Origin of the sequence: Micromonospora sicca, assembly GCF_003172935.1 — a bacterium.
In the GTDB taxonomy this organism is placed as follows: Bacteria; Actinomycetota; Actinomycetes; order Mycobacteriales; family Micromonosporaceae; genus Micromonospora; species Micromonospora sicca.
Window position 1 is genome coordinate 15287 of sequence record NZ_QGKS01000192.1, and the last position, 23812, is coordinate 39098.

The 23812-nt window shown below is 74.0% G+C and carries 7 protein-coding genes; all 7 read left to right on the plus strand.

Annotated elements, in window-relative coordinates:
• Positions 1 to 35 precede the first annotated feature (35 nt).
• Complete coding sequence (locus tag DKT69_RS12155; RefSeq protein ID WP_109801676.1) at positions 36 to 5840, plus strand: WD40 domain-containing protein; 5805 nt, start codon at positions 36 to 38, stop codon at positions 5838 to 5840.
• A gap of 167 nt (positions 5841 to 6007) precedes the next feature.
• A complete protein-coding gene (locus DKT69_RS12160; protein WP_109801677.1) occupies positions 6008 to 6874 on the plus strand; it encodes an alpha/beta fold hydrolase in 867 nt (288 codons plus the stop codon).
• Between the two features lie 275 nt (positions 6875 to 7149).
• Complete coding sequence (locus DKT69_RS12165; protein WP_109801678.1) at positions 7150 to 9795, plus strand: glycoside hydrolase family 3 N-terminal domain-containing protein; 2646 nt, start codon at positions 7150 to 7152, stop codon at positions 9793 to 9795.
• A 149-nt stretch (positions 9796 to 9944) separates the two neighbouring features.
• On the plus strand, positions 9945 to 10547 hold the full coding sequence (locus tag DKT69_RS12170) for a helix-turn-helix transcriptional regulator (protein WP_109801679.1): 603 nt from the start codon (positions 9945 to 9947) through the stop codon (positions 10545 to 10547).
• The gene (locus DKT69_RS12175; protein WP_109801680.1) at positions 10544 to 11269 is read left to right on the plus strand and encodes an ABC transporter ATP-binding protein; all 726 of its coding nucleotides are present in this window, start codon (positions 10544 to 10546) and stop codon (positions 11267 to 11269) included. The genes DKT69_RS12170 and DKT69_RS12175 overlap by 4 nt, the downstream gene beginning before the upstream one ends.
• Positions 11266 to 13737, plus strand: coding sequence for an FtsX-like permease family protein (locus DKT69_RS12180; protein ID WP_109801681.1), 2472 nt, complete (start codon positions 11266 to 11268; stop codon positions 13735 to 13737). Before DKT69_RS12175 ends, DKT69_RS12180 begins: the two co-directional genes overlap by 4 nt.
• A 345-nt stretch (positions 13738 to 14082) precedes the next feature.
• Entirely contained in the window at positions 14083 to 23757 is a 9675-nt protein-coding gene (locus DKT69_RS12185) for a calcium-binding protein (protein ID WP_146231058.1), read from the plus strand.
• Positions 23758 to 23812: the final 55 nt, after the last annotated feature.

The window sequence follows — 23812 nt, forward strand, 5'->3', positions numbered from 1 at the left end:
TCCACGGATTGACGATGGGTGGCCATAATGATCCTGTGGCTGTAGGCGCGCACCCCACCCGGTCCGACCGCCCGATCGACTTCTTCATCAGCTACTCGCCCGCCGACGAGCGCTGGGCGACCTGGCTGGCGTGGGAGTTCGAGTCCGCCGGGTACCGCACCCTGCTCCAGGCGTGGGACTTCGTCGCCGGCACCAACTTCATCGACTTCATGGATCGGGGTGTCCGCGAGGCCGCCGTCGTGGTGGCCGTCCTCTCCGAGCGCTACCTGCACTCGACGTACGGGAAACTGGAGTGGCAGGCCGCGCTGCGCGCCGACCCCGACGGCACCGGCAACAAGCTGGTCACCGTCCGGGTGGAGGACTGCCCGATCGACGGCCTGCTGGCCACCATCACCTACGTCGACCTGGTCGGGGTCACCGACGCGGCGCAGGCCCGGGGGCGGGTGCTGGACCGGATCCGGGAGGCGCTCGACGGCCGGGCCAAGCCCGTCCTGCAACCGGCCTTCCCGCACCACCCCGCCGGGCCGGCCGGGGTGCTCGCCGAGCCGGCCGCGGGCGTGCCCGCGCCGCGCCGCTCCCGCCGTACGCCGATCAACCCGCCGCCGTTCCCGCCCGCGGCGCTGGCGCTGCCCGACGCCCGGTCCACCGTGACCGTGTTCCAGGTGGCCGGGCCGCGCTTCGGCCGGGGCATGATCTCCCCCGGCGCCCCGGTCACCCCGGGCGAGCTGCAGGAACACCTGATGGGCGACCTGACGCTGCTGATGAACGACGGCGTCCCCCGGCCGGACCTGCTGGTGGTGGCCGGCAACCTGACCGAGTCGGGCAGCCCGCGCGAGTTCTCCGACGCGCTGAGCTTCCTCACCGGGCTGCGGGTGCTGCTCGGGTTGGAGCCGCACCGGCTCGTCGTGGTGCCCGGCCCCCGGGACGTCACCATGGCCGCCAGCCGCGCGTACTTCGCCACCTGCGAGGCCGACGACGTCGACCCGCAGCCGCCGTACTGGCCGAAGTGGCGGCACTACGCCCGGCTCTTCGACGAGCTGTACCAGGGCCTGGAGGACCGGATCTTCGACAGCGAGCAGCCGTGGACGCTGTTCGCGGTGCCGGACCTGCGGGTCGTGGTGGCGGGGCTGAACTCCACCGTCGCGGTCACCCACCGCGAGGAGGACCGGTACGGCTTCCTCGGCGAGGCCCAGTCCACCTGGTTCGCCCAGCGCCTGCGGCACTACCAGCAGTCCGGCTGGCTGCGGCTGGGCGCCATGGCGCACGCACCCGGCCCACGCACCCCGTACGCCGACGAGGTCGCCGTCGCGGACGGGACGACCCTGCGCGACCGCGGGCCGTTCAACCGGCTGGTCGGGCCGATGCTCAACCTGCTGCTCTCCGACGCCGCGCCGACCCGCGCGCCGGTCGACCCGGTGGTGCCGCTGTCCACCGCGTCCCGCGACGGCCGGGCGCAGGTGCTGCGGCTGGCCGCCGACGGGATGACCCGCTGGGTGCTCGGCCGCGACGACCGGCACGACGTGGGCGAGCCGACGGCGGTGCGCTGGCCCCGGTCGGAGGCCACCTTCGGGGCGGCCGGCCCGGCCCAGGTGCCCGATCCGCGGCTGCCGACCGCTGCGGAGGGGCCGACCCAGGGCACGGCGGCGCCCGGCGTGCCGGCCGCCGCGCCGGCCGTGGTCGCGCCGGCGCCGCTCGAGCGGCTGCTGGACCGGCTGGCCGAGGTGTGCGAGGCGCGCTACGACCGGGTGCTGGTCCGCCGGGTGCCCGCCGACCCGCCACACCTGTTCGTCACCTACCGCGCCGACGGGGTGGTCCGGCAGCAGCGGGTCGGCGCGTACGTCGGCACGCCGAGCGCCGCCGACGTCGACGACTTCGCCCGGCGGGTGCACGCCACCGATCCGGACGTCGCGTCCGAGCTGGTCTACGACGGCGACCGGATCGGCCGGGGGCTGGCCGAGGCGGCGCAGCGGCGCGGGGTGCGCGTGCTGCACCTGACCGAGTTCCAGGGCCTGCTGGACCTGCGCGAGTACGTCGCGGCGCAGACCGCCCGGTTGCAGGCCGACCGGCTCTACCCGCCCGGGCAGTACGTGCCGCAGCGCTACCGGCACCTGGTCGGCGCCGACCAGCGGGTCCGCGAGGACGTGGTGGACGAGCTGCTGGAGCTGATCTCCGCCCCGGACGGCCGGTTCGTGCTGGTGCTCGGCGACTTCGGCCGGGGCAAGACGTTCGCGTTGCGGGAGGTGGCCCGCCGGCTGCCCACCGCCGCGCCCGACCTGATCCCGATCCTGGTGGAGCTCCGCGCGCTGGACAAGGCGCACTCGGTGGACGGGCTGGTCGCCGCGCACCTGGCCAACCACGGCGAGCAGGTGATCGACCTCAAGGCGTTCCGCTACATGCTCCGGAAGGGTCGGATCGTGCTGCTCTTCGACGGGTTCGACGAACTCGTGGCCCGGGTGGCGTACGACCGGGCGGCCGACCACCTGGAGACCCTGCTCCAGGCGGCCGAGGGCAAGGCCAAGATCGTGGTGAGCAGCCGGACCCAGCACTTCAAGACCAACTCGCAGGTGCTGACCGCGCTCGGCGAGCGGGTCGGGCTGCTGCCGCACCGCCGGGTGCTGGCCATCGAGGACTTCACCCCCGGCCAGATCGAGGCCTTTCTGCGCAACCGGTACGGCGGGGACGAGCAGGCCGCCCGCGACCGGATGGACCTCCTGGCCGGGGTGAAGGATCTGCTCGGCCTGTCCCGCAACCCGCGGATGCTGGGGTTCATCGCCAACCTCGACGAGGGCCGGCTGGCCGCGGTGGCCGGGGCCGGCGGCACGTTCAGCGCCGCGGCGCTCTACCGGGAGATCCTCGAGTCCTGGTTGGACTTCGAGGAGCGGCGTACCCAGGGGGTGCCGGGCGCGCCGGTGACGCTGCGCCGCCCCGAGCTGTGGGCGGCGGTGAGCCGGCTGGCGTTCCAGCTCTGGGAGAGCGGCGAGTCGTACCTGCGGCTGGCCGAGCTGGCCGATGCCGCCGGCCAGCTCACCGGGCTGGCGGAGTCGCGGCTGTCCGGCCCGCAGGCGATGCACGCGGTGGGCGCCGGCAGCCTGCTGGTGCGGACCGACGACGGACTGTTCGGGTTCATCCACACCTCGGTGCTGGAATGGCTGGTCGCCGAGGGGATCGCCGCGCAGTTCAACCGGGGGGAGGACCCGTCCGCGCTGGCGGTGCGCCCGCTGTCGGCGCTGACTGTGGAGTTCCTCGGCGACCTGGCCGACCCGCGCCGGTGCACGGCCTGGACAGCCCGGGTGCTCGGCGACGAGGACGCCGGGGAGACGGTCCGGGCCAACGCGCTGCGGCTCAGCGCCCGGCTGCGGCTGCCCGACCGCGCCGACCTGCGGGGCGCCTCGCTGCGCGGGGAGGACCTGTCCCACCGGGAGCTGGCGCGGGCCGACCTGACCGCCGCCGACCTCACCGCCACCCGACTCGTCGCGACCAACCTCAGCGACGCCCGGCTGGAACACGCCCGGCTGCGCGGGGCGCGCCTGGACCAGGCCCGGCTCGTCCGCGCCGACCTGCGCGAGGCCGACCTGGCCGGGGCCCGGTTGTTCCGTACCGACCTGCGTGGCGCCCGGGTCACCGGCAGCCGCTGGCGGCGGGCCGCGCTGATCGACGTGGCCGCCGACGCGGCCCTGCTGCGCGCGCCGGAGCTGCGCGGCGCGGTGGTGGCGCCCGGCCGGCCGGTGGTGCCCGGTCTGGCCCCACCGGCGGTGGGCGTCTCCTACGGCTTCGAGGTGGGCCGGCTGCCGGTGCCGGTGGCGTACAGCCCGGACGGGGCGGTGCTCGCCGTCGGCAGCGACGACGGTGGCGTGCTGATCTGCGACACACTCACCGGCCTGCCGGTGCGCACCCTGCAGGGCCACCGGGGGCGGGTCTACGCCGTCCGTTTCGACGCCGCCTCGCACCAGCTGGTCACCGGCGCGGCCGACCTGACCGTACGGCTGTGGGACGCCGACCACGGCGACGTGCGGCACGTCATCGAGGACGTCTTCGCCGGCTGGGTCTGGCCGCTCCTCACCGACGGGGCGCGGGGCCGGTTGGTGGTCGGCGACGCGGCCGGCGTGGTCCGGCTCTACGACACCCGCAGTGCCCAGCTGCGGCACGAGTGGCCCGGCCACGCCGCGCCGATCTGGGGCACCTCGTTCAGCCCGGACGGCCGGCGGGTCGTGGTGGTGGACAGCGCCGGCGTGATCCGCGGCTGGGACGTCGCCTCGGGGGCGCTGGCGTTCCAGGTCCGCGAGCCGGAGGTGGTCTACCGGGTGGTGCACACCCCGGACGGTCGGTCCCTGGTCGCCGTCGGGCAGCACGGCCGGGTGTGGGTGCGCCGGGCCGTCGACGGGGAGCTGCTGCGCCAGCCGCGCGGCCACGAGGCCGACGTGTACGCCCTGGACGTGCACCCCGACGGCCGGCTGATGGCCACCGGGGACACCCACGGCGCGCTGCGGCTGTGGGAGGTGGACACCGGCCGCCCGGTACGCGTGCTGGGCCGGCAGCGCGGCGCGATCTACAGCGTCCGGTTCAACGGCGACGGCTCCCTGCTGGCCTCGTCGGCCAGCGACGGCGCCATCCAGCTCTGGGACACCGCCGACGGCCAGCCGCGGCACGAGCTGACCCGGCACCGCGGCTCGGTCTGGCCGGTGGTCTGGCGGCCGGATCAGCAGCAGGTGGCGAGCAGCAGCAACGACGGCACCACCCGGCTCTGGGACGTCCGCACCGGCCAGTTGCAGCACACCCTGCGCGGGCACGGCCGGCGGGTCACCGCGCTCTCCTTCTCCGACGACGGCGAGGTGCTGGCCACCTGCGGCAACGACGGGGTGGTGCGGCTGTGGGAGCCGCGTACCGGCCGGTTGGTCCGGCAGCTCAGCAGCCCGGCGGACCGGCTGCTCTCGGCCGTCTTCTGCCCGGGCGAGCCGCTGCTCGCCGCGCCGAGCGGCGACGGCGGGGTGCACCTGTGGAACACCGACACCGGCGTGGACGAACGGGAGCTCAACGTGGACACCGACCACGTCTGGGCGGCCGCGTTCAGCCCGGACGGCGACGCGCTGGCCACCGCGAACGACGACGACACCGTCCGGCTGTGGTACCGGCGGACCGGCCGGCACTTCGCCACCCTCACCCCGCACCGCGGCCGGGTCCGGGCGGTGGCGTTCAGCCCGGACGGCGAGACCATCGCCACCGGCTGTGACGACCACCTGGTCCGGCTCTGGGACGCCGCCACCGCGACCTGCCGCGCCACGCTGGAGCAGCACACCGAACGGGTGTACGCGGTGGCCTTCAACGCCGACGGGACGCTGCTCGCCAGCGCCAGCAACGACGGCACGGCGGTGGTCTGGGACGCGCTCACCGGCGAGCGGCGCACGATGCTCACCGAGCACGCCGGCCGGCTCTGGTCCTGCGCGTTCAGCCCGAACGGCAACCTGCTGGCCACGGCGGGGGACGACCTGGCCATCCGGCTGTGGGACCCGGGCACGGGTCGGCTGCACGGCACCCTGGCCGCGCACACCCGGCGGGTCTGGTCGGTGGCGTTCAGCCCCGACAGCAGCCTGCTGGCCAGCGCCGGGGACGACGGTACGGTCCGGCTGTGGGACGTGGCCGACCCGGAGCACGCCCAGCTGCGGGCCACCCTGATCGGGCTGCCGGACGGCTGGGCGGCGGTCAGCCCCGACGGGCGGTACAAGCTGGACGGTGACCCGGGCGGTCAGTTCTGGCACGTCATCGGGACCTGCCGGTTCGAGGTGGGAGAGCTGGACCCGTACCTGACGCAGGTGCGCCGGCTGTCCGTGGACGCCCCGTTCTGACCGCCGGCCCGGCTGAATCGATTCCGCACCGGATAGCCGGCACGCGCCGGTCGGGTGGGCGGACCATACAGTGACCGGGCCGCTGGCACAGGCTCCCACCAGCACCGACAGCGGCACAGAAAGCCGGGCAAGAGAACGCCGTGCGGCACATGTGGTAATACGAGAAGATGTTCCCAGGCTTCACGAACGAACGGATCGCCGCGGGGGAATTGACGATCAATGTCTGCCACGGCGGCGACGGGCCGCCGCTGCTGCTGTTGCATGGATACCCGCAAACGCACGTGACGTGGCAACGGATCGCGCCAACACTCGCGAAGCGTTTCACGGTCATCTGCCCCGACCTGCGCGGCTACGGCGACAGCGACAAGCCACCAGGCGGCGACGACCACAGCGCCTACTCCAAACGCACCATGGCCCTCGACCAGGTCGAGGTGATGCGCTACCTCGGCTTCGAGCGGTTCGCCGTCGCCGGTCACGACCGTGGCGCCCGCGTGGCGCTACGACTCGCGCTCGACCATCCGGACGCGGTCTCGCACCTGGCGGTCCTGGATATCGTCCCAACCAAGACGATTTACGAAACGATCGACCAACAGCAGGCCACCACTGTGTGGCGCTACTTCTTCCTGATTCAACCTCAGGACCTGCCCGAACGCCTCATCGCCGGGGACCCACCCGGGTACCTGCACTGGACACTCAACGAGTGGTGCGGAACGCCGGGGGCACTCGACGAACAGGCGGTCGCCGAGTACGAGCGCTGCTTCGACCGAGCCACCATCCACGCCAGCTGCGAGGACTACCGGGCCGGCGCGACGATCGACCTCACACACGACCGCGCCGACGCTTCCCGCAAGCTCGCCTGCCCGACGCTGGCGCTGTGGAGCAAGCCCGGGATCGGCGGCGCCTACGACGTGACCGGCATCTGGCGCGAGCGCGCACCGCACTTCACCGGCCGGGCCCTCGACTGCGGGCACTTCCTCGCCGAGGAACGGCCACAGGAAACGGCCGGGGCCCTACGGTCATTCCTGTCCACCTGAGCCCGCGTCGGCCAATGGCTCCCGCCGCTGCCGGCCGTCTCGGCCCTGCTCGCCGACTGCAGCCGCAGCTCAGAGGTGCAGTCGTCCGGTTTGATCGACTACGCCCACGGCCCAGATCAACACCGCCGGAAGCGGTCAGCCGGTCATGTCGAGGTTCCGGAACCGGCGCGAAACATTGACCTAACGCGATCCTAGTCGGAAGGATTCCTTACCGAGACGAGGGCGGCCCCGGACCGGCGGGGTACGGGTGACCGGCCCCCGTGGGGAGGCACGACATGAGATCGCGCAGGTACGCCGTACTCGTCGGGGCTGGCGCCCTGGCCGTGTCCCTGCTACCGGGCCCGCCCGCGGCGGCCGCGGACACCCAGACCGTCACCGTCACCACCGACCGGCCGGTCTACCAGGCGGGCGAGGGCAGCCGGGTGCCGGTGGACGTGGCCGTGACCACCTCCGACGGGCGGCCGTTGGCCACGGCGACCACCGTCCGGTACGCCACGGGCGCCGGCACCGCGACGCCCGGCGTCGACTACGCCGCCGCGTCCGGCGTGCTCACCTTCCCGGCCGGCAGCCCGTCGGGCTCCATCCGCCGGTTCACCGTCACCCTGCACCGGGACCGGTCGGCGGAGACCGCCGAGGCCGTCCCGCTCACCCTCACCTCCGCCGGGGTCACCGTCGCGGCTCAGCCGACCGTCGTGGTCGACGCGCACGGTTTGCCGTACCTCGACCGCAGGTTGCCGGTGGAGCAGCGCGTCGCCGACCTGCTCGGCCGAATGACGCTGCCGGAAAAGATCGGCCAGATGACCCAGGCGGAACGGGCCGCCGTGGCCGACGACCCCACGGCGGTCGCCCGCTGGCAGCTCGGCTCGGTCCTCTCCGGCGGCGGCTCGACGCCCGCCAGCAACACGCCGGCCGCCTGGGTGGAGATGGTCAACGGCTTCCAGGCCCAGGCGCTGAGCACCCGGCTCCAGATCCCGATGATCTACGGCATCGACGCCGTGCACGGCCACGGCAACGTGTACGGCGCCACGATCTTCCCGCACAACGTCGGCCTCGGTGCCACCCGCGACCCGGCCCTGGTGGAGCGGGTCGGCCACGCCACCGCGACGGAGGTGCGCGCCACCGGCATCCCGTGGGACTTCGCGCCGTGTCTCTGCGTCTCCCGGGACGAGCGGTGGGGACGCAGCTACGAGAGCTTCGGCGAGGACCCGGCGCTGGTGGTGCGGATGGAGACCGTCATCGACGGGCTCCAGGGCCGCCGGCCCGGCCAGCTCGACGACGGCGACCGGGTGCTGGCCACCGCCAAGCACTACGCCGGCGACGGCGACACCGACTACGACGAGGCCACCGCCGCCGCCAACGAGGGCCGGCCGTGGTGGGAGCAGAAGTATCCGATCGACCAGGGCGTCACGGTCACCGACCGGGCCCACTTCGCCCGGGTCGACCTCGCCCCGTACGTCCCGGCGGTGGGCTCCCACCACGTCGGCAGCGTGATGCCCTCGTTCTCCAGTGTGGACTGGACCGAGGACGGGCTGGGCAACCCGACCAAGATGCACGCCAGCCGTGAGCTGATCACCGACGTGCTCAAGGGCCGGATGGGCTTCCGCGGCTTCCTCATCTCCGACTGGGAGGGCATCCACCAGATCCCCGACCCGGCCGAGCCGGCCAACACCGGGCTGACCGCCTACAAGGTCCGGGTCGGGGTCAACGCGGGCACCGACATGTTCATGGAGCCGTACAGCGCCGAGCAGTTCGAGCAGTTGCTGCTGGCGGAGGTCACCGCCGGGCGGGTCAGCCAGGCGCGGATCGACGACGCCGTGCGGCGGATCCTGGTCAAGAAGTTCGAGCTGGGCCTCTTCGAGCACCCGTACGCCTCGGCGGGGAACGTCGACCAGGTGGGCGGCGCGCAGCACCGGGCGATCGGCCGCGAGGCGGTGGCGAAGTCCCAGGTGCTGTTGAAGAACAGCGGCGGCGCGCTGCCGCTGCGGAAGGACGCCCGGGTGTACGTCGCCGGCCGCAACGCCGACGACATCGGCAACCAGGCGGGCGGCTGGACGATCGCCTGGCAGGGGGTGTCCGGCGACGCGATCCCCGGCACCACCATCCTCGAGGGCATCCGGGAGGTGGCGCCGCAGGCGCAGGTCACCTACAGCGCGGACGCCTCGGCGCCCACGGCCGGCGCCCAGGTGGGCGTCGTCGTGGTCGGTGAGACGCCGTACGCCGAGGGGTACGGCGACGTCGGCGGTCCGGAGTGCGGCTGGTGTTCGACGCCGCAGCAGGAGGAGAAGTCGCTGAGCCTCCAGCCGGGCGACCGGGCCGTGGTCGACAAGGTCTGCGCCGAGGTCCCCACCTGTGTCGTCCTGGTGGTTTCCGGCCGGCCGCAGCTGCTCACCGACCAGCTCGGCGAGATCGACGCGCTGGTGGCGTCCTGGCTGCCGGGCAGCGAGGGCGCGGGCGTGGCGGACGTGCTCTTCGGCCGGCGTCCCTTCACCGGCCGGCTGCCGGTCACCTGGCCCGGCAGCGCGGCGCAGGTGCCGATCAACGTCGGCGACGCGGACTACCGGCCGCTGTACCCGTTCGGCTGGGGGCTGCGTACCGGCTCCACCCGGACGCTGCTGGCGGCCGTCGCCGCCGACCGGGCGGTCCTGCGCGCGGCGCTGGCCGTCGGCAACTGGAACCCCGACGGCTCGCTGCGGAACGCCACCGAGGTGCTCCGGCTGCTCGGCCGGCCGCTGGGATCCGGGCCCGGCGACGCGGCGCTGACCGACGCGATTCTCGCGGTGGCCCGGGACGCCGCCCAGGCCGCGGTCGTCGGGGGCCGGGCGCCGGCCGACTGGGCGGCGCTGATCGCCGACGCCGAGCACGCGCAGCTCAGCGGGGACCCGCTGCGGGCGTTCACTCTGCTCGTCCGCGTCGCCGCCTGATTTCGGAAGGGAGGCGAGGGGCGGCGGTCGACCCTGGACGGTCGACCGCCGCCCCTCGTGCGTCCGGCCGGGGAGACTTACCACTGCGGACTCGCACGGCAGAGAATACTGTGTATTATACCGAGTATGCTTACTCGTAGTGATGAGTCATGAGTATTCGTCACGCGCTCCTCGCGCTGCTCACCGAGGCACCGAAGTACGGCCTGCAGCTCCGCCAGGAGTTCGAGGCGCGGACCGGAGAGGTCTGGCCGCTCAACGTCGGGCAGGTCTACACGACGCTCCAGCGCCTCGAGCGCGAGGGGCACGTCGAGTCCGACGACGGCGGGCGGGACGGCGCGCAACGCCGCTACCGGATCACCGCCGCCGGTGCGAGTGAACTGGACGGCTGGCTGCGCACGCCGCCCGTCGCCGGCCCGCCGCCGCGCGACGAACTCGTCATCAAGGTCCAGGTCGCGATGCGGATGCCCACCGTGGACGTCCACGAGATCCTGCAGGTGCACCGGCGGCGGATCGTCGAGGAGATGCAGCGGTACACCCATCTCAAGGCCGACGCGGCGCCCGAGGACGTGGGCCTCGGCCTGGTCGTCGACGCCGAGCTGTTCCGGCTGGAGGCCGTCGTACGCTGGCTGGACGCGGCCGACAACCGGCTGCGTCGCCGGCCCGCGCCACCCCCGCCGTCCGGCGGCGTCGCCCGGCCGCCCGACGTGGCCGACCGCCGTGTCCCGGACCGCCCGGCGGAGGCTCGGCGATGAGCGGGGTGCTCAGCCTGCGGCAGGTGTCCAAGGTGTACGGCTCGGGGCCCACCGCCGTGCACGCGCTGCACCCGGTCGACCTCGACGTCGACGCCGGTGAGCTGGTGGCCGTCATGGGCCCGAGCGGCTCCGGCAAGAGCACCCTGCTGACCGTCGCCGGCAGCCTGGAGGAGCCCAGCGGCGGCGAGGTGGTGGTCTGCGGCGCGCCGCTGTCAACGCTCTCCAGCGACGCCCGGGCACGACTGCGCCGCCGGTCGATCGGCTTCGTCTTCCAGGACCTCAACCTGCTCGCCGGCCTCTCCGCCGTGGAGAACGTCGCCCTGCCGTTGGAGCTCGACGGTGTGGCGGCGCGTACGGCCCGGGTGGCCGCCCTGCGCGCGCTCGATGAGCTGGGCCTGACCGACCGGGCCGACCACTATCCCGACGACCTCTCCGGCGGGGAGCGTCAGCGGGTCGCGATCGCCCGCGCCGTGGTCGGTGACCGGCGGCTGCTGCTCGCCGACGAGCCGACCGGCGCCCTCGACGCGGCCAACGGCGAGGCCGTCATGCGCCTGCTGCGAGCGGCCTGTCGGGGCGGGATCGCCGGAGTGGTCGTCACCCACGACGCCCAACTGGCGTCCTGGGCCGACCGGGTGGTGTTCATCCGCGACGGGCGCGTCGTCGACGAGACCGCGCCGACGACCGGTCCGGACACCCTGCTCGCACCGGACGGTGCGGCGTGACGTCGAGCCCACCGGCGACCGCCGCGCCGCACCCGCCGGCCGCGCGGCCGGACGGCGGCGGCCTGCCGGCCCGGCGCGCCGTGATCCGGTGGGCCGTCCGGTTGCTGCGCCGCGAGTGGCGGCAGCAGCTGCTGGTCATCGGCCTGCTCACCGTCGCCGTGGTCGGCGCCACCTTCGGCGTCTCGGCGACCTGGAACCTGCCGGCCTCCAGCGACGCCACCTTCGGGCGGGCCGACCAGCTCATCCGCCTGCCCGGTGACGACCCGGCCGCCCTCGAAGCCCGGATCGCGGCCGCGCGGGCCTGGTTCGGCACGGTGGACGTGATCGGGCACCGCTCCGCGCAGGTTCCGGGCCGCTTCGACCCGGTCGACATCCGGGCCCAGGATCCCGCCGGCCCCTACGGCGCACCGATGCTCGCGCTGCGTCATGGGCGGTACCCGCTGACCGCCGATGAGATGGCGGTGACCGACGCGACGGCCCGGCTGCTGCGGGCCGGGATCGGCACCCGGGTGCGCCTGGACGACCGTGACCGTCTCATCGTCGGCCTGGTGGAGAACCCGGCTGACCTGCACGACGAGTTCGTCCTGACGCCCGTCGCACCGGCCGACCCGCCGCAGTCGGTGGCGGTCCTGGTCGCCGGCGACCGGGCCGCGCTGGAGGCATTCCGGGACTCGGTGGACGGTCCGCTGGTACGCCAGTCCCGGCCGGCCGCGACCCGTACCGCGGCCACCCTCGCGGCGCTGGCGCTGGTCACCGTCGGACTGCTGCTGGTCTCGCTGGTCGCCGCCGCCGGCTTCGTCGTGCTGGCCCACCGCCGGATGCGCCAGCTCGGCATGCTCGCCGCCATGGGCGCCACCCCCCGGCACCTGCGGCTGGTGATGCTGGCCCACGGTGCGGCCGTCGGGGCGGTCGCGTCGGTCTGCGGCACGGCACTGGGCATCGCCGCCTGGTTGGTGACCGCCGGCGCGGTGGAGACCTCCGCCGGGCACCGCATCGACCGGTTCGACCTGCCCTGGGCGACGATCGGCGCCGGCATGCTGCTGGCCGTGGCAGCCGCCACCGCCGCCGCGTGGTGGCCGGCCCGCACCGTCGCGCGTACCCCGATCATGAGCGCGCTGTCGGCGCGGCCGCCGGCGCCCAGGCCGGCCCGCCAGTCGGCGCTGGCCGCCGCCGCGCTGCTCGCCGCCGGCCTCACCGCCCTGGTCTCCTCCGGCGGCGACCGTCCCGTGCTCATCGCCGTCGGCGCCGTCGGCACGGCGCTCGGCGTCCTCCTCGTCGGCCCGCTCGGCATCCGGGCGCTGGCCGCGGCGCGTGGCGGCCTGCCGGTGGCCGTCCGGCTGGCCCTGGCCGACCTGGCCCGCTACCGCGCCCGCGCCGGTGCGGCGCTCGCCGCGATCAGCCTCGCGCTGGGGATCTCCGCGGCGATCGTCGTCGGCTCGGCCGCCGCCGAGCACAGCGCCCGGCAGGCGGCCGGCCTCGGCAACCTCACCGACGGTCAGCTCCTGGTCCGGATCGGCCGACCGGACCCGGTGATCCCGGAACGCACCCCGGCCCAGCTCGCCGCGGCGCAGGCGGGCGCCGAGGCGGTCCAGGCGGCCGTCGCGGCGACCACCGTGATCCCGCTGGACATGGCGGTGGTCACCGCGTACGCCGACGCGGGCCGGGAGGGTGGAGCTACCGGCCGTCCGGCCGTCGAGATCGGCGTCCCCGTCGTCGCCGGCCGGACGACGACGTCCCACCCGCTCTACGTGGTCAACCCCGGACTGCTGCGGCTCTACCAGGTGGCCGGTGCCTCGGTCGGTGCCGACACCGATGTGCTGACCGTGCGCGGCGGCCCGCTGGAGCTGGTGAACATTCCCGCCCGCGGGGTGCGGCCCGCCACAAAGCCACTGCCGGACCTCGGCTACTCGTCGCTGCCCAACTCGCTCATCACCGCCGGGGCGCTGGACCGCCACGGGTGGCAGCCGGCCCGGGTCGGCTGGTTCCTGGAGACCGACCACCCGCTCACCGAGCAGGAACTCGCGACGGCCCAGGGGCTGGCCGCCGGCGCCGGCCTGACCATCGAGTCCCGCCGTGAGCAGGCGTCCCTGTGCGACCTCCGGACGGGAGCGACGGTCGCCGGCGCGCTGCTGGCCCTCGGCGTGCTGGCCATGACCGTCGGTCTCATCCGGGCCGAGGTCGTCGGCGACATCCGCACGCTGACCGCGACGGGCGCGCCGAGGCGGGTGCGCCGCACGCTGACCGCCACCACCGCCGGCGCGCTCGCGCTGCTCGGCGCGTTCCTGGGCGTGGCCGGCGCCTACCTGGCGCTGGTCAGCGTCCTGCACCGCGACCTCGACGCGCTCCGCACCGTGCCGGTCGCCCACCTGGCCGCGACGACCGTCGGGCTGCCGTTGCTCGCCACGATCGGGGGTTGGCTGCTCGCCGGCCGCCAGCCCCGGTCCTTCGCCCGCCGGGGCCTGGACTAGGCGCGGGCGGCCGGTCCGGCGTGGACCCCGCCCTGGCGCCCCTACCGTCGCCGGGGCCGGGCGCGCCGGGTGCCGGCGCGGGCGCCGCGCCGGCAGCAGCGCGCCGGCCGGTGGAGCGGTGGTCCGTTGCGAACCCTGACGCAAGGGGCTGACGGGCACGCGACAGCGTGCGGTCTGACCGCACGCACAGTGTGCGGGAACCCACCGGCTCCCCGGTCTCGACCGTTCGGCCTGACGCAGTGTCACCAAGTCGACACAGTTGTTGTGAGCCATCTCCGCGATCGATGTGCTGGCGCGGAACCCGCGCCGTCGGTGACGGCCATCGGATGAACGAGGTGGCTCATGGTGGCTCTACGAAGGCTGCTCGCCGCGGCGATCGCGACGGTGGTGACGGCGGCGATGGCTCTGGTGTGGACGGCGGCGCCCGCCCACGCCGACGAGGCGTGGGAGACCGCGCTGAAGAGCCTGATGTCCCGCACCGCCGGGTGGTCCGAGGACGGCCTGTCCCGGGTCGGGCTGCTCGGCCAGCCGCTGCCGCTGCTCGGCGTCAGCCCCGGCGCGCTGGTGGACGCCGACAAGCTCACCCGGAAGGCGTCCGACGCCCTGGCCAGCGGCCTCACCAAGGACGACGTGGACCTCGGCGGCGGCGTCCGGCTGACCAGCTCGGTGACCGCCAGCGGTGGGGACCACCTACTGGACGTGCTGCTGACCACGAAACGCGAGGTCGCCGACAAGGACCTGACCGTCGGCGGGGTGACCCTCGCCAAGGCGGTCACCGTCACCGGCTGGGCCACCCTGCACCTGCGGGCCCGGCACACCGCCGCCGGGGAGACCTACCTGGTCCGGGACGGCGACACCCCGCGCCTCGACATCGACGCGGCGGCCCGGCTGCGCGCCGACCTGGACAAGGCCACCGCGTCGATGGGCATCCTCGGCGTCACGCTCACCGCCGGCAGCACGTTGACCGCCCGTACCCACGTCAAGGTCACCCTCACCGATCCGAACGGCGACGGCCGGCTGGCCTTCGACACCGCCGCCGGCGCGGGCACCGGTGAACTCGGTGCGGCCGGCTCCCTGGCCGGCCTGGTCCAGGTCGCCCTGGACGGTTCCGGCGGCGGCCGGATCTCGGACACCGAGACCGAGCCCGGTCCCGGATCGGTGCACGCCGTGGTCAACCTGGGCGCGGCCACCACGGGCGCGCCCTTCGCCCTGCCGGCCGTCGCGGCGACCGTCAAGGTCGACTGGAACGACATCTCCGTCGGTACGCCGACGGTGACCACCACCGGGCTGGACGAGACGATCGCCAAGTTCCGCAACATGAGCCCGCTGGACCTGGCCTCCGGACTGGCCCAGCTCGCCACCCTGCTCGGCGGGGTGCAGCAGAGCGGGCCGGCCGGCAACCTCAGCCTGCCGTTCCTGCGCGGCACCTTCGCCGACGCGGTCAAGGTCAACGAGAAGCTCGCCGACTTCCTCAAGAAGTACGTCCACCCGAAGCCGGACGACCCGCAGTTCGACCCCGCCTCGGACGACCCGGCGCTGGCCGGCCAGCCGAAGTTCAGCTCCATCCAGGAGTTGGTGGCGCTGCTCGCCGCCGAGGGTCTGCCCGTGGACAACCTCGCCTTCGCCGGCGACAAGCTGGTCTTCCGGGTCAAGCTGGAGCGGGAGTCCACGGTGGAGGTGCCGCTGGACCCGGGGGCCGCCTCGCTCTCCGGCCGCGGCGCCACCTTCACGGCCAACGGGTTCAGCGTCGGCAGCAACCGGTTCACCGCCGGTGAGCTGGTCGGGCAGCGGGTGGTGGCCGGCACCTCCGCCGGGACCGTCTCCGCGAACACCGCCAACTCGGTCACCCTGGCCCAGAACTGGATCGGCGGCCAACCGACCAACGACAGCGTGTGGGTGATCAGCGGCTCCAGCCCGAACACCGGCGCGGTCGAGCTGGCCGGCGCCCTCACAAACCCGGTCGACGGCAACAAGAAGGTCGGCCTGCGGGCGGCCAACGCCCAGGCCAGCTTCGCCAAGGTCAAGCCGCGCTACAGCGCCGCCGTCACGCTGGTCCTCGACCTGCGCGACGACCTGGGCAGCCCGGCCGCCAACGCCGACCGGGTGCTGCTGCGCACCGATCCGGCGACGCCGCTGTTCACCGCCGACTTCCCGATCACCACCGGGGTCGACTTCTACGCCACCGCCGGCTTCCTCAAGGTCAAGCTCGGCGGCGACCTCACCGTCGGCCCGGCCGCCGCCGGGGAACGGATGCTCCAGGTCAGCTTCAAGCAGGCGCAGGACGTCAGCCTCGGCACCTTCTTCCAGCGGTTGCAGTCCGAGCCCGCCGCCCTGCTCGCCGCCTCCTCCTCGGTGAAGACCACCGGCCAGGTCAAGGTCAGCGTCCCCGGCGACACCGGCGCGCTCGGCCAGGGCATCGGGGTCGACGTCAGCTGGAAGGCCGGCGAGCAGCCGGTGGTGAACACCTCCGGGCTGTCCGGGCTCTTCGCCGTGGACTTCGACCCGGATGACCCGAAGGCGCTCTTCGCGGTGGTGGTCGAGGCGCTGCGGCTGGTCAACGCGGCGCTGTCCCAGCCCGACGGCGGCAGCGGACCGCTGAACAAGGAGATCCCGCTGCTCGGCCGCTCCGCCCGCCAGCTGCTCGGCGCCGACGAGAGCGGCGTCGGCAAGGACGTCACGTTCGTCGCCGACGGGAGCAACTTCCTGCTCAAGGACGGCACGCGCAGCGGGGACGCCGCATTCGACCCGCGGCTCGCCGGGCGGACCGTGGTGATCGGCAGCCAGGCGTACCGGGTGCTGGACCGGGTCGACGGGCAGACGCTGCGGATCGACGCGGCGGGCACGCCGAAGCCCGAGGACGGTTCGGCGTACGCGCTGCGACCCGAGCTGGCCGACGCGCTGGACCGGCTGCTCGCCGCGCCCCCGGACAACCTGCAGGACGCCCTCGACGGGCTGAACAACGCCATCGGCGCGGGCAGCGGGGTCAGCTTCACCCTGGACCAGCGCGCGGGTGGACCGTTCCTGCGGATCGGGCTGGACTGGAAGCGGAACTTCCAGACCGGCGGGCCGCTCGCCTTCGCCTGGGACGGCGCCCGCGACCTGATCAGCCTGGACAGCTCCGGCACCTTCGCCCTCGACGTCGATGCCCGCGCCAAGCTGGGCCTGCTGCTGCCGCTGCGGCTGGACGCCGCGCCGCTGCTGGACCACACCTCCTCGGCCAGCGTCACCGTCTCCGGCGGGGTGACCGACGGCGCGATCGCCGCCCGGGTCGGCCCGCTCGCCCTCAACCTGGGCAAGGACCCGGACTTCGCCACCGTGAAGGCCAACCTCAGCGTCGGGCTCGGCGGCCTCACCGAGGACGGACCGATCAGCGGCCTGTTCGGGGTGACCCCGCAGTTCACCACCGCGGGCGTCGACTGCGGCGGCGGGACCGGCGGCGACACGGTGCCGATCTGCGCCCGCGCCCCGCTGTTCGTCGACAACTGCGAGCCGGCCGACGCCACCAACCTGCTCACCTTCACCATGGGCCTGGACCTGACGGCCACCGCGAACACCCCGGACCTCGCCTCCTGCTTCGCCAACCTGACCATGAAGCTCACCGACTTCAACGTCGGCATCGACGGCTACCTGGCCAAGGTGGAGGAGGCGCTGCGGCTGGCCAGCTTCGACGGCAAGCTGCCCCTGGTCGGCGACGACCTGCAACAGGGCCAGAAGTTCGTGGCGCAGCTCCGCGAGGACGTCAAGGCCGCGATCGGCCCGGTGCTGGCCAACGCCACGCTGGACAGCGCCGGCCTGCAGGCCGCCCTCGACGATGTGCTCAAGGAGCTCGACCCGGGCGTGAGCGCGGTGGTCGGCTGCCGCACCGGGGTGGCCGAGCCCTGCCAGCCGGAGGACTTCCGGTCGATCCGGATCAAGCTCACCACCTCCCGGGGCGCGCCTTCGGCGGCGGACGGCTGCAAGGACGCCGGCGACAGCAACAAGTGCCTCGGCGTCAACGTGCCGCTCGATCTGGGCATCCCCGGCCTGTCCCTGAAGGCGAAGAAGGGCGCCCCCGACGGCATCCGGGCCGCGCTCGGCTGGAAGCTGCACCTGGACCTGGTGCTCGACCGGGACGAGGGCTTCTACGTCCCCACCCACGACGGGGACACCACGCCAGAGGTGCAGATCGGCGCCCAGTTCGACACCACCGGGGACCTCGCCGCCCAGCTCGCCTTCATCCAGGTCAACGCCACCAAGCAGGGCACCGACCCGCTGGTGAAGGCGTACTTCGGCATCGACCTGAAGGGCGCGCCGGGGGAGAAGAGCTGCTTCGACCCGGCGGTCACCGCCGACTGCACCGCGGACGCCGACGCCAAGCTCACGCTCGCCGAATTCGGCGACCTGGGCGCGCTGCTCGCCACCGACCTCACCGCCAAGGTCAACATCGACTGGAACTTGGCGGCGGTGTTGAACACCGGCGACGAGGTGGGCTCCGCGCTGCCCGGCATCAGCGCCCGCTTCGGGCTCAAGTGGGGCCTGGCACACAAGCAGGGCGGGCTGACCGCGACGGGCAACGGTGTCAGCACGCCGTTGCAGGTCACCTTCACCGACATCGCGCTGGACGCCGGCGCCTTCTTCGACAAGATCCTCAAGCCGGTGGTGGAGAAGCTCAAGGCCGTCACCGGCCCGCTGCAGCCCGTCATCGACACCCTCTACGCGCCGATTCCGGTGCTGTCGGACCTCTCCAAGGCCACCGGCGGACCGGACATCACCCTGGTCTGGCTCGCCAAGACGTTCAGCACCCTCAACGACGGCCCGAAGCTCGACTTCATCGACACCGTCCGCGCGGTGATCACCTTCGTGAACCGGATACCCGACTGCGACGCCGGCTGCTCCATCCCGCTCGGCCAGTTCCTGGTCGACCCGGCCAGGGCGCTCACCACCGAGGTGTCGCCAGCCTCGGCGGAGAGCCTGATCAAGCGGGACGACCCGTTCACCCGGGCGAAGTCGGCGGCCGAGGTCAAGTCGGCGGTGGACACCGCCGCCGGCGACGACGGGGAGAAGCTCTTCACCCCGTCGGCCGACGGCAGGTCCAACGCGCAGAAGACCGGGTTCAGCTTCCCGATCTTCGACAACCCGGGCTCCCTGTTCGGGCTGCTGATGGGGCAGGACGTGGAGCTGGTCAGCTTCGACTCCGGCCCGCTCGCGCTGGGCTTCAGCTGGCGGCAGTCGTTCGGGCCGGTCTACGCCCCGCCGCCGGTGCTGATCACCCTCGCCGGCAGCGCCTCGGTGACCGCCCGGTTCATCGCCGGACTGGACACCGCGGGCATCCGGCACGCGATCGAGGCCGCCAACGACGGCACCGCGATCGACGCGGTCAGCCTCCTCGACGGGCTCTACTTCAAGACCGCCGACAGCAGCGGCAAGCCCGTCCCGGTGGTCACCCTGCGCGGCGAGATCGCCGCCGGGGCCGAGGTGAGCGTGCTGATCGTCAAGGCCGGCATCCAGGGCGGCATCCGGCTGACCGTGGGCTTCAGCTGGAACGACCCGAACAACGACGGCAAGTTCCGCACCAGCGAGTTCCTCCAGGCGCTGCTGGTGAACCCGGTCTGCCTCTTCACCACCAGCGGGCAGCTGTCGGTCTTCCTCAAGGTCTACATCACCATCGACCTGTTCCTGTTCTCCAAGACCTTCGACTTCACCCTGGTCGACGCGACCCTGCTCGACTTCCGGGCGCAACCGGACTGCAAACCCAAGCCACCGGAGCTCGGCGGCACGGTCGGGGACACGCTGGTGGTCTTCGCCGGCAAGTTCGGCAAGAAGGAGCAGCGCGGGGACAAGGCCTGGGACAACGGCTCCGGCACCTACGCCGGTGACGTGATCAAGGTGTACGCCCTGCACTACGCCGAGGCGGGCGCCGAGGGCGCCAGCGACGACTTCGACGGCTTCGCCGTCGAGGCCCTCGGCCGCAAGCAGGAGTTCCTCGACCCGAACCTGACCCGGGTGGTCGTCGACGGGCGGGGCTACCAGGTCGCCGACCCGGACAAGACGTCCATGTCGGTGCTCCTGCTCGGCGACGGCGACACCAGCGGCGACGGCACCAAGACCTCCGCCTTCGACAAGACCGCGGTGGTGCTCGGCTCCGACGGCAAGGACCAGATCCGCACCGGCACCGGACCGGCCTACGTGGACGGACGCGGCGGGAACGACGTCATCGTCACCACCGAGGCCGCCGGCGCCGTCAGCCGGGTCGCCGGCGGACCCGGCCAGGACACCGTCACCACCGGCGACGGCAACGACGTGGTGGCCGGCGACAGCGGCCTCGGCGGCAGCAACCGCGCGGCCACCACCGTGCACACCTCGGTCGGCGACACCAGCCTCACCGGGCTGATCGACTGGACCACGCTGACCGACCCCACCGGCGACCCGGCCGGCGCCGTGGACCACGTCACCGTCGGCCACGGCACCAACCGGGTCTACGGCAACGGCGGCGACGACGTGCTCGGCGTGGTCCTCGACGACCGGCCGAGCGGGAAGAACGTCCTCGTCGGCGGTCCGGGCGGGGACACCGTCAACGGTGGCAAGAACGACGACACCATCCACACGTACGACACCACCGTGCCGGCCGACGCCGACCAGGCCGGCAGCGGCGACGCCGGGCTGACCAACCGGGTCGACACCGGGGCAGGTCAGGACACCGTGCACGGCAGCGCCGGCACCGACCTGGTCGTCTCCCACTCCGCCAACGGCCAGACCGGCAGGGTGTACGGCTACGGCGGCGACGACGTGCTGGTGGGTGGCTACGGCACCGACGAGCTGTTCGGCGGGCCCGACGAGGACTACGTGATCGCCGAACCGTCGGCGATCGGGGAGCCGGGCGGCTCCGACGGCTACGGCCCGTTCCGGCAGGTCACCCACGATCCCCTGCCGACCGGCACGCAGTCGCAGACGAAGCTGCTGGTCGGCGGCCTCGGCAGCGACCACGTGATCGGCGGCGACGGCGGGGCGACGGTCTTCGGCGACCGGCACCTGCCCGCCGAGACCTGCGCCGACGCCACCCTCGCGGGCGGCCAGCCGGCCCCCGCCGACCAGGGCGCGGCCGACCTCATCCTCGGCGGCGCCGGGGCCGAGATCGTCTCCGCCGGCAGCGGCGCCGACCGGGCCGACCTCGGCGGCGGCGACGACCGCGCCTGCGGTCAGCTCGGCGACGACACCCTGCACCTGGGCGGCGGCGCCGACCGGGTCTGGGGCGCGGCCGGCGTCGACCAGCTGCACGGCGACGACGGTGCCGACCTGCTCTTCGGCAACGCCGGTGACGACGGCCTCTACGGCGGCGCCGGCGTGGACACCGCCGAGGGCAACGAGGGCGCCGACCAGGTCTTCGGCGGCCCCGACGCCGACGTGCTCTACGGCGGTGGCCGCGCCGCCGGGGTGAGCGACGGCCGGGACCTCCTCTACGGCGAGGACGGCGTCGACCGGATCGTCGGCGACAACGGCACCCCGCGCATCGGGGACGTCGGGCCGTACCCGCTGGACCTGGCCGGTGACGTCCCCGGCGCCGGCGCCGGGGACGTGATCTCCGGCGGCGCGGACGCCGACGTCGCGTACGGCGGCCTGGGCGACGACCGGATCAACGGTGACGCCGGGGACGACCAGCTCGAGGGGAACAACGGCGCCGACCTGGTCCACGGTGACCTCGGCAGGGACGAGATCGTCGGCGGCTCCGGGCAGGAGCCCGCCGCCGGCACCGGCCGCCCCGACGTCGGCGACGAGCTGTACGGCGACGCCGACACCGACCTGATCGCCGGGGACAACGCCCGGTTCACGCCGGCCACCGCCGACGCGACCCGGGTCACCCAGGGCCGGGCCGGTCCGCCGCGCAAGGTCACCCTGCTCGACCTCGGGTTCACCCCGGCGGCCGGCACCAGCGGCGGTGACCTCATCTCCGGTGGGGACGCCGACGACGTGATCCTCGGCCAGGGCGGACCGGACCGGGTGCACGCCGACGCGGGCGCGGACTTCGCCGAGGGTGGCCCCGGCTCGGACTGGGTCGAGGGCGACGCCGGCGACGACGACCTCGTCGGCGGCTCCAGCACCGCGTACGACGGGACCGGCGCGACCACCAGCGGCCAGCCGGACACCGCGGACGCCCTCTTCGGCGGACCCGGTTCCGACGCGGTCATCGGCGACAACGGCGCGGTGCTGCGCCCGCTCACCGGTGAGCAGCCGACCTCGGTGACCGTCCGGCTCGGCGCCGACGGCGCACCGTTCGGCCCGCGGATCGTGGTGCTGCTGGACCGGGCGGCGGTCACCGCCAACCGGTACGGCGCGGACCGGATCAGCGGCGGCGACGGCGTCGACACCCTCTGGGGCCAGGACGGCGACGACGCGCTGACCGGCGACGGGAACGGCGACTACCTGGAGGGCAACGGCGGCGCGGACGTGCTGCGCGGCGACATCGCCCTCGCCGCGGCGGGCCGTGCCACGGTCGCCCCGCTGCCCGACCCGGGCTGGCCGGGTGACCCGGCCGCCGCGGCCGACCTGGTCGGAACCGGCGCGCCGGCCGGGCAGGACGACCTGATCGGCGGCAGCTCAGCGGCCGGCTTCCGGGACACCGTCGACGTGGTCGAGGGCAACGGCGGCGACGACGTGCTCCTCGGCGACAACGGCTCGCTGCTGCGTACCGTGACCACGGTCGACGGGAAGTCCGCCGAGCGGGTCTACACCGAGCGGTACCCGACCGGTGCGGTGCCGGCGGACGCCACGGCGGCGCGGACCCACGACCCGGCGCTGCCGGGGCCGTCCACCCGGTTCTGCACCACCGCCCAGCCCACCTGCGAGCCGGCCGGCGCGTTCGGCAACGACCAGCTCTACGGCGACGCCGGCAACGACGGGGTGTGGGGCCAGGACGGCGACGACACCATCCGGGGCGGGGACGGCGACGACGACCTCTTCGGTGAGCTGGGCGTCGACACCCTCTACGGCGACGACGGCCGGGACGCCATCCTCGGCGACCGGGGCGGCGTGGTGAACCAGTACCTCAACGCCGACGACGTGGCGGCGCTGGGCTTCACCGCCACCCTGTCGTCGGTGCCGCAGGAGACGTACACCGGGTTCCGGGCCGGCGGCTACGACCGGCGGGTGGACCTGCTGCACGACACCGACGGCGACGCCTGGATCGGCGACCCCACCTCGGCGCCCATGCCGTACGCCGGGCTGACCGCCGGCGCGGGTGACTTCATCCGCGGCGGCGCCGGGGCGGACAACATCCACGGCGGCTTCGGCGACGACGTCGCCAACGGCGACAGCGGCGGCGACGAACTGTTCGGCTCGGAGGGCTCCGACGTGCTGTGGGGCGGCAAGGGCTGCGACCCGGTGCTCGACGCGGCCGAGCCGCAGTGCCAGGTCGACGGTGTCTTCAGCGCCGCCGCCCGGGGGGACCGCGACCAGTACGTGGATCACCTGTTCGGCGGCGCCGGAACGACCAGCGGACCGGCGGCGGACGCGGTGCTCGGCTCCGACCTGCTGGACTTCCGGCCGCGCGGCTCGTACCCGGACGACTGCGCCGCCGGGGCCTGGCCGCAGACCACCGCCGCGGGGACCGTCGACCCGTGCCGCTGGTTCGAGATGACGAACCTGGACAACGACGTCCTGGCCGACAACCAGCACCACCACGGCACCGACTGGATCTACGGCGGCTGGGACCGGGACGTGCTCCAGGGCGACGTCACGGCGAACGGCCCGAACAACGGTGACCGGCTCTTCGACTGGAACGGCGCGTACAACCTGTACACCCACTGCAACGCCGCGTACGGCGGATTCAACGACATCCGCCAGCACAGCCCGGCGATGCAGGACTTCCTCACCAGGCTGGCCTGGGCCACCGGCGCGGGTCGCACCCCGTCCGATGTGACCACCGCGGGCACCTCGGCCTTCCTGGAGCTGTCCTACGTCTATCCGAGGGACAACCGGGAGCAGGGCGCCGGGGCGGCCTATCCGAGCACCCCGGGGCACTTCGACGAGCCCTCCTGCACCGACTGACACCGCCACCCGAACCAACGCCCGGCTCCCCGTGGTGGGGGCCGGGCCTCGGTCC

Coding starts and splice junctions, on each gene's coding strand:
- DKT69_RS12160 (WP_109801677.1), top strand. CDS start 6,008: ATGTTCCCAGGCTTCACGAACGAACGGATCGCCGCGGGGGAATTGACG.
- DKT69_RS12165 (WP_109801678.1), top strand. CDS start 7,150: ATGAGATCGCGCAGGTACGCCGTACTCGTCGGGGCTGGCGCCCTGGCC.
- DKT69_RS12170 (WP_109801679.1), top strand. CDS start 9,945: ATGAGTATTCGTCACGCGCTCCTCGCGCTGCTCACCGAGGCACCGAAG.
- DKT69_RS12175 (WP_109801680.1), top strand. CDS start 10,544: ATGAGCGGGGTGCTCAGCCTGCGGCAGGTGTCCAAGGTGTACGGCTCG.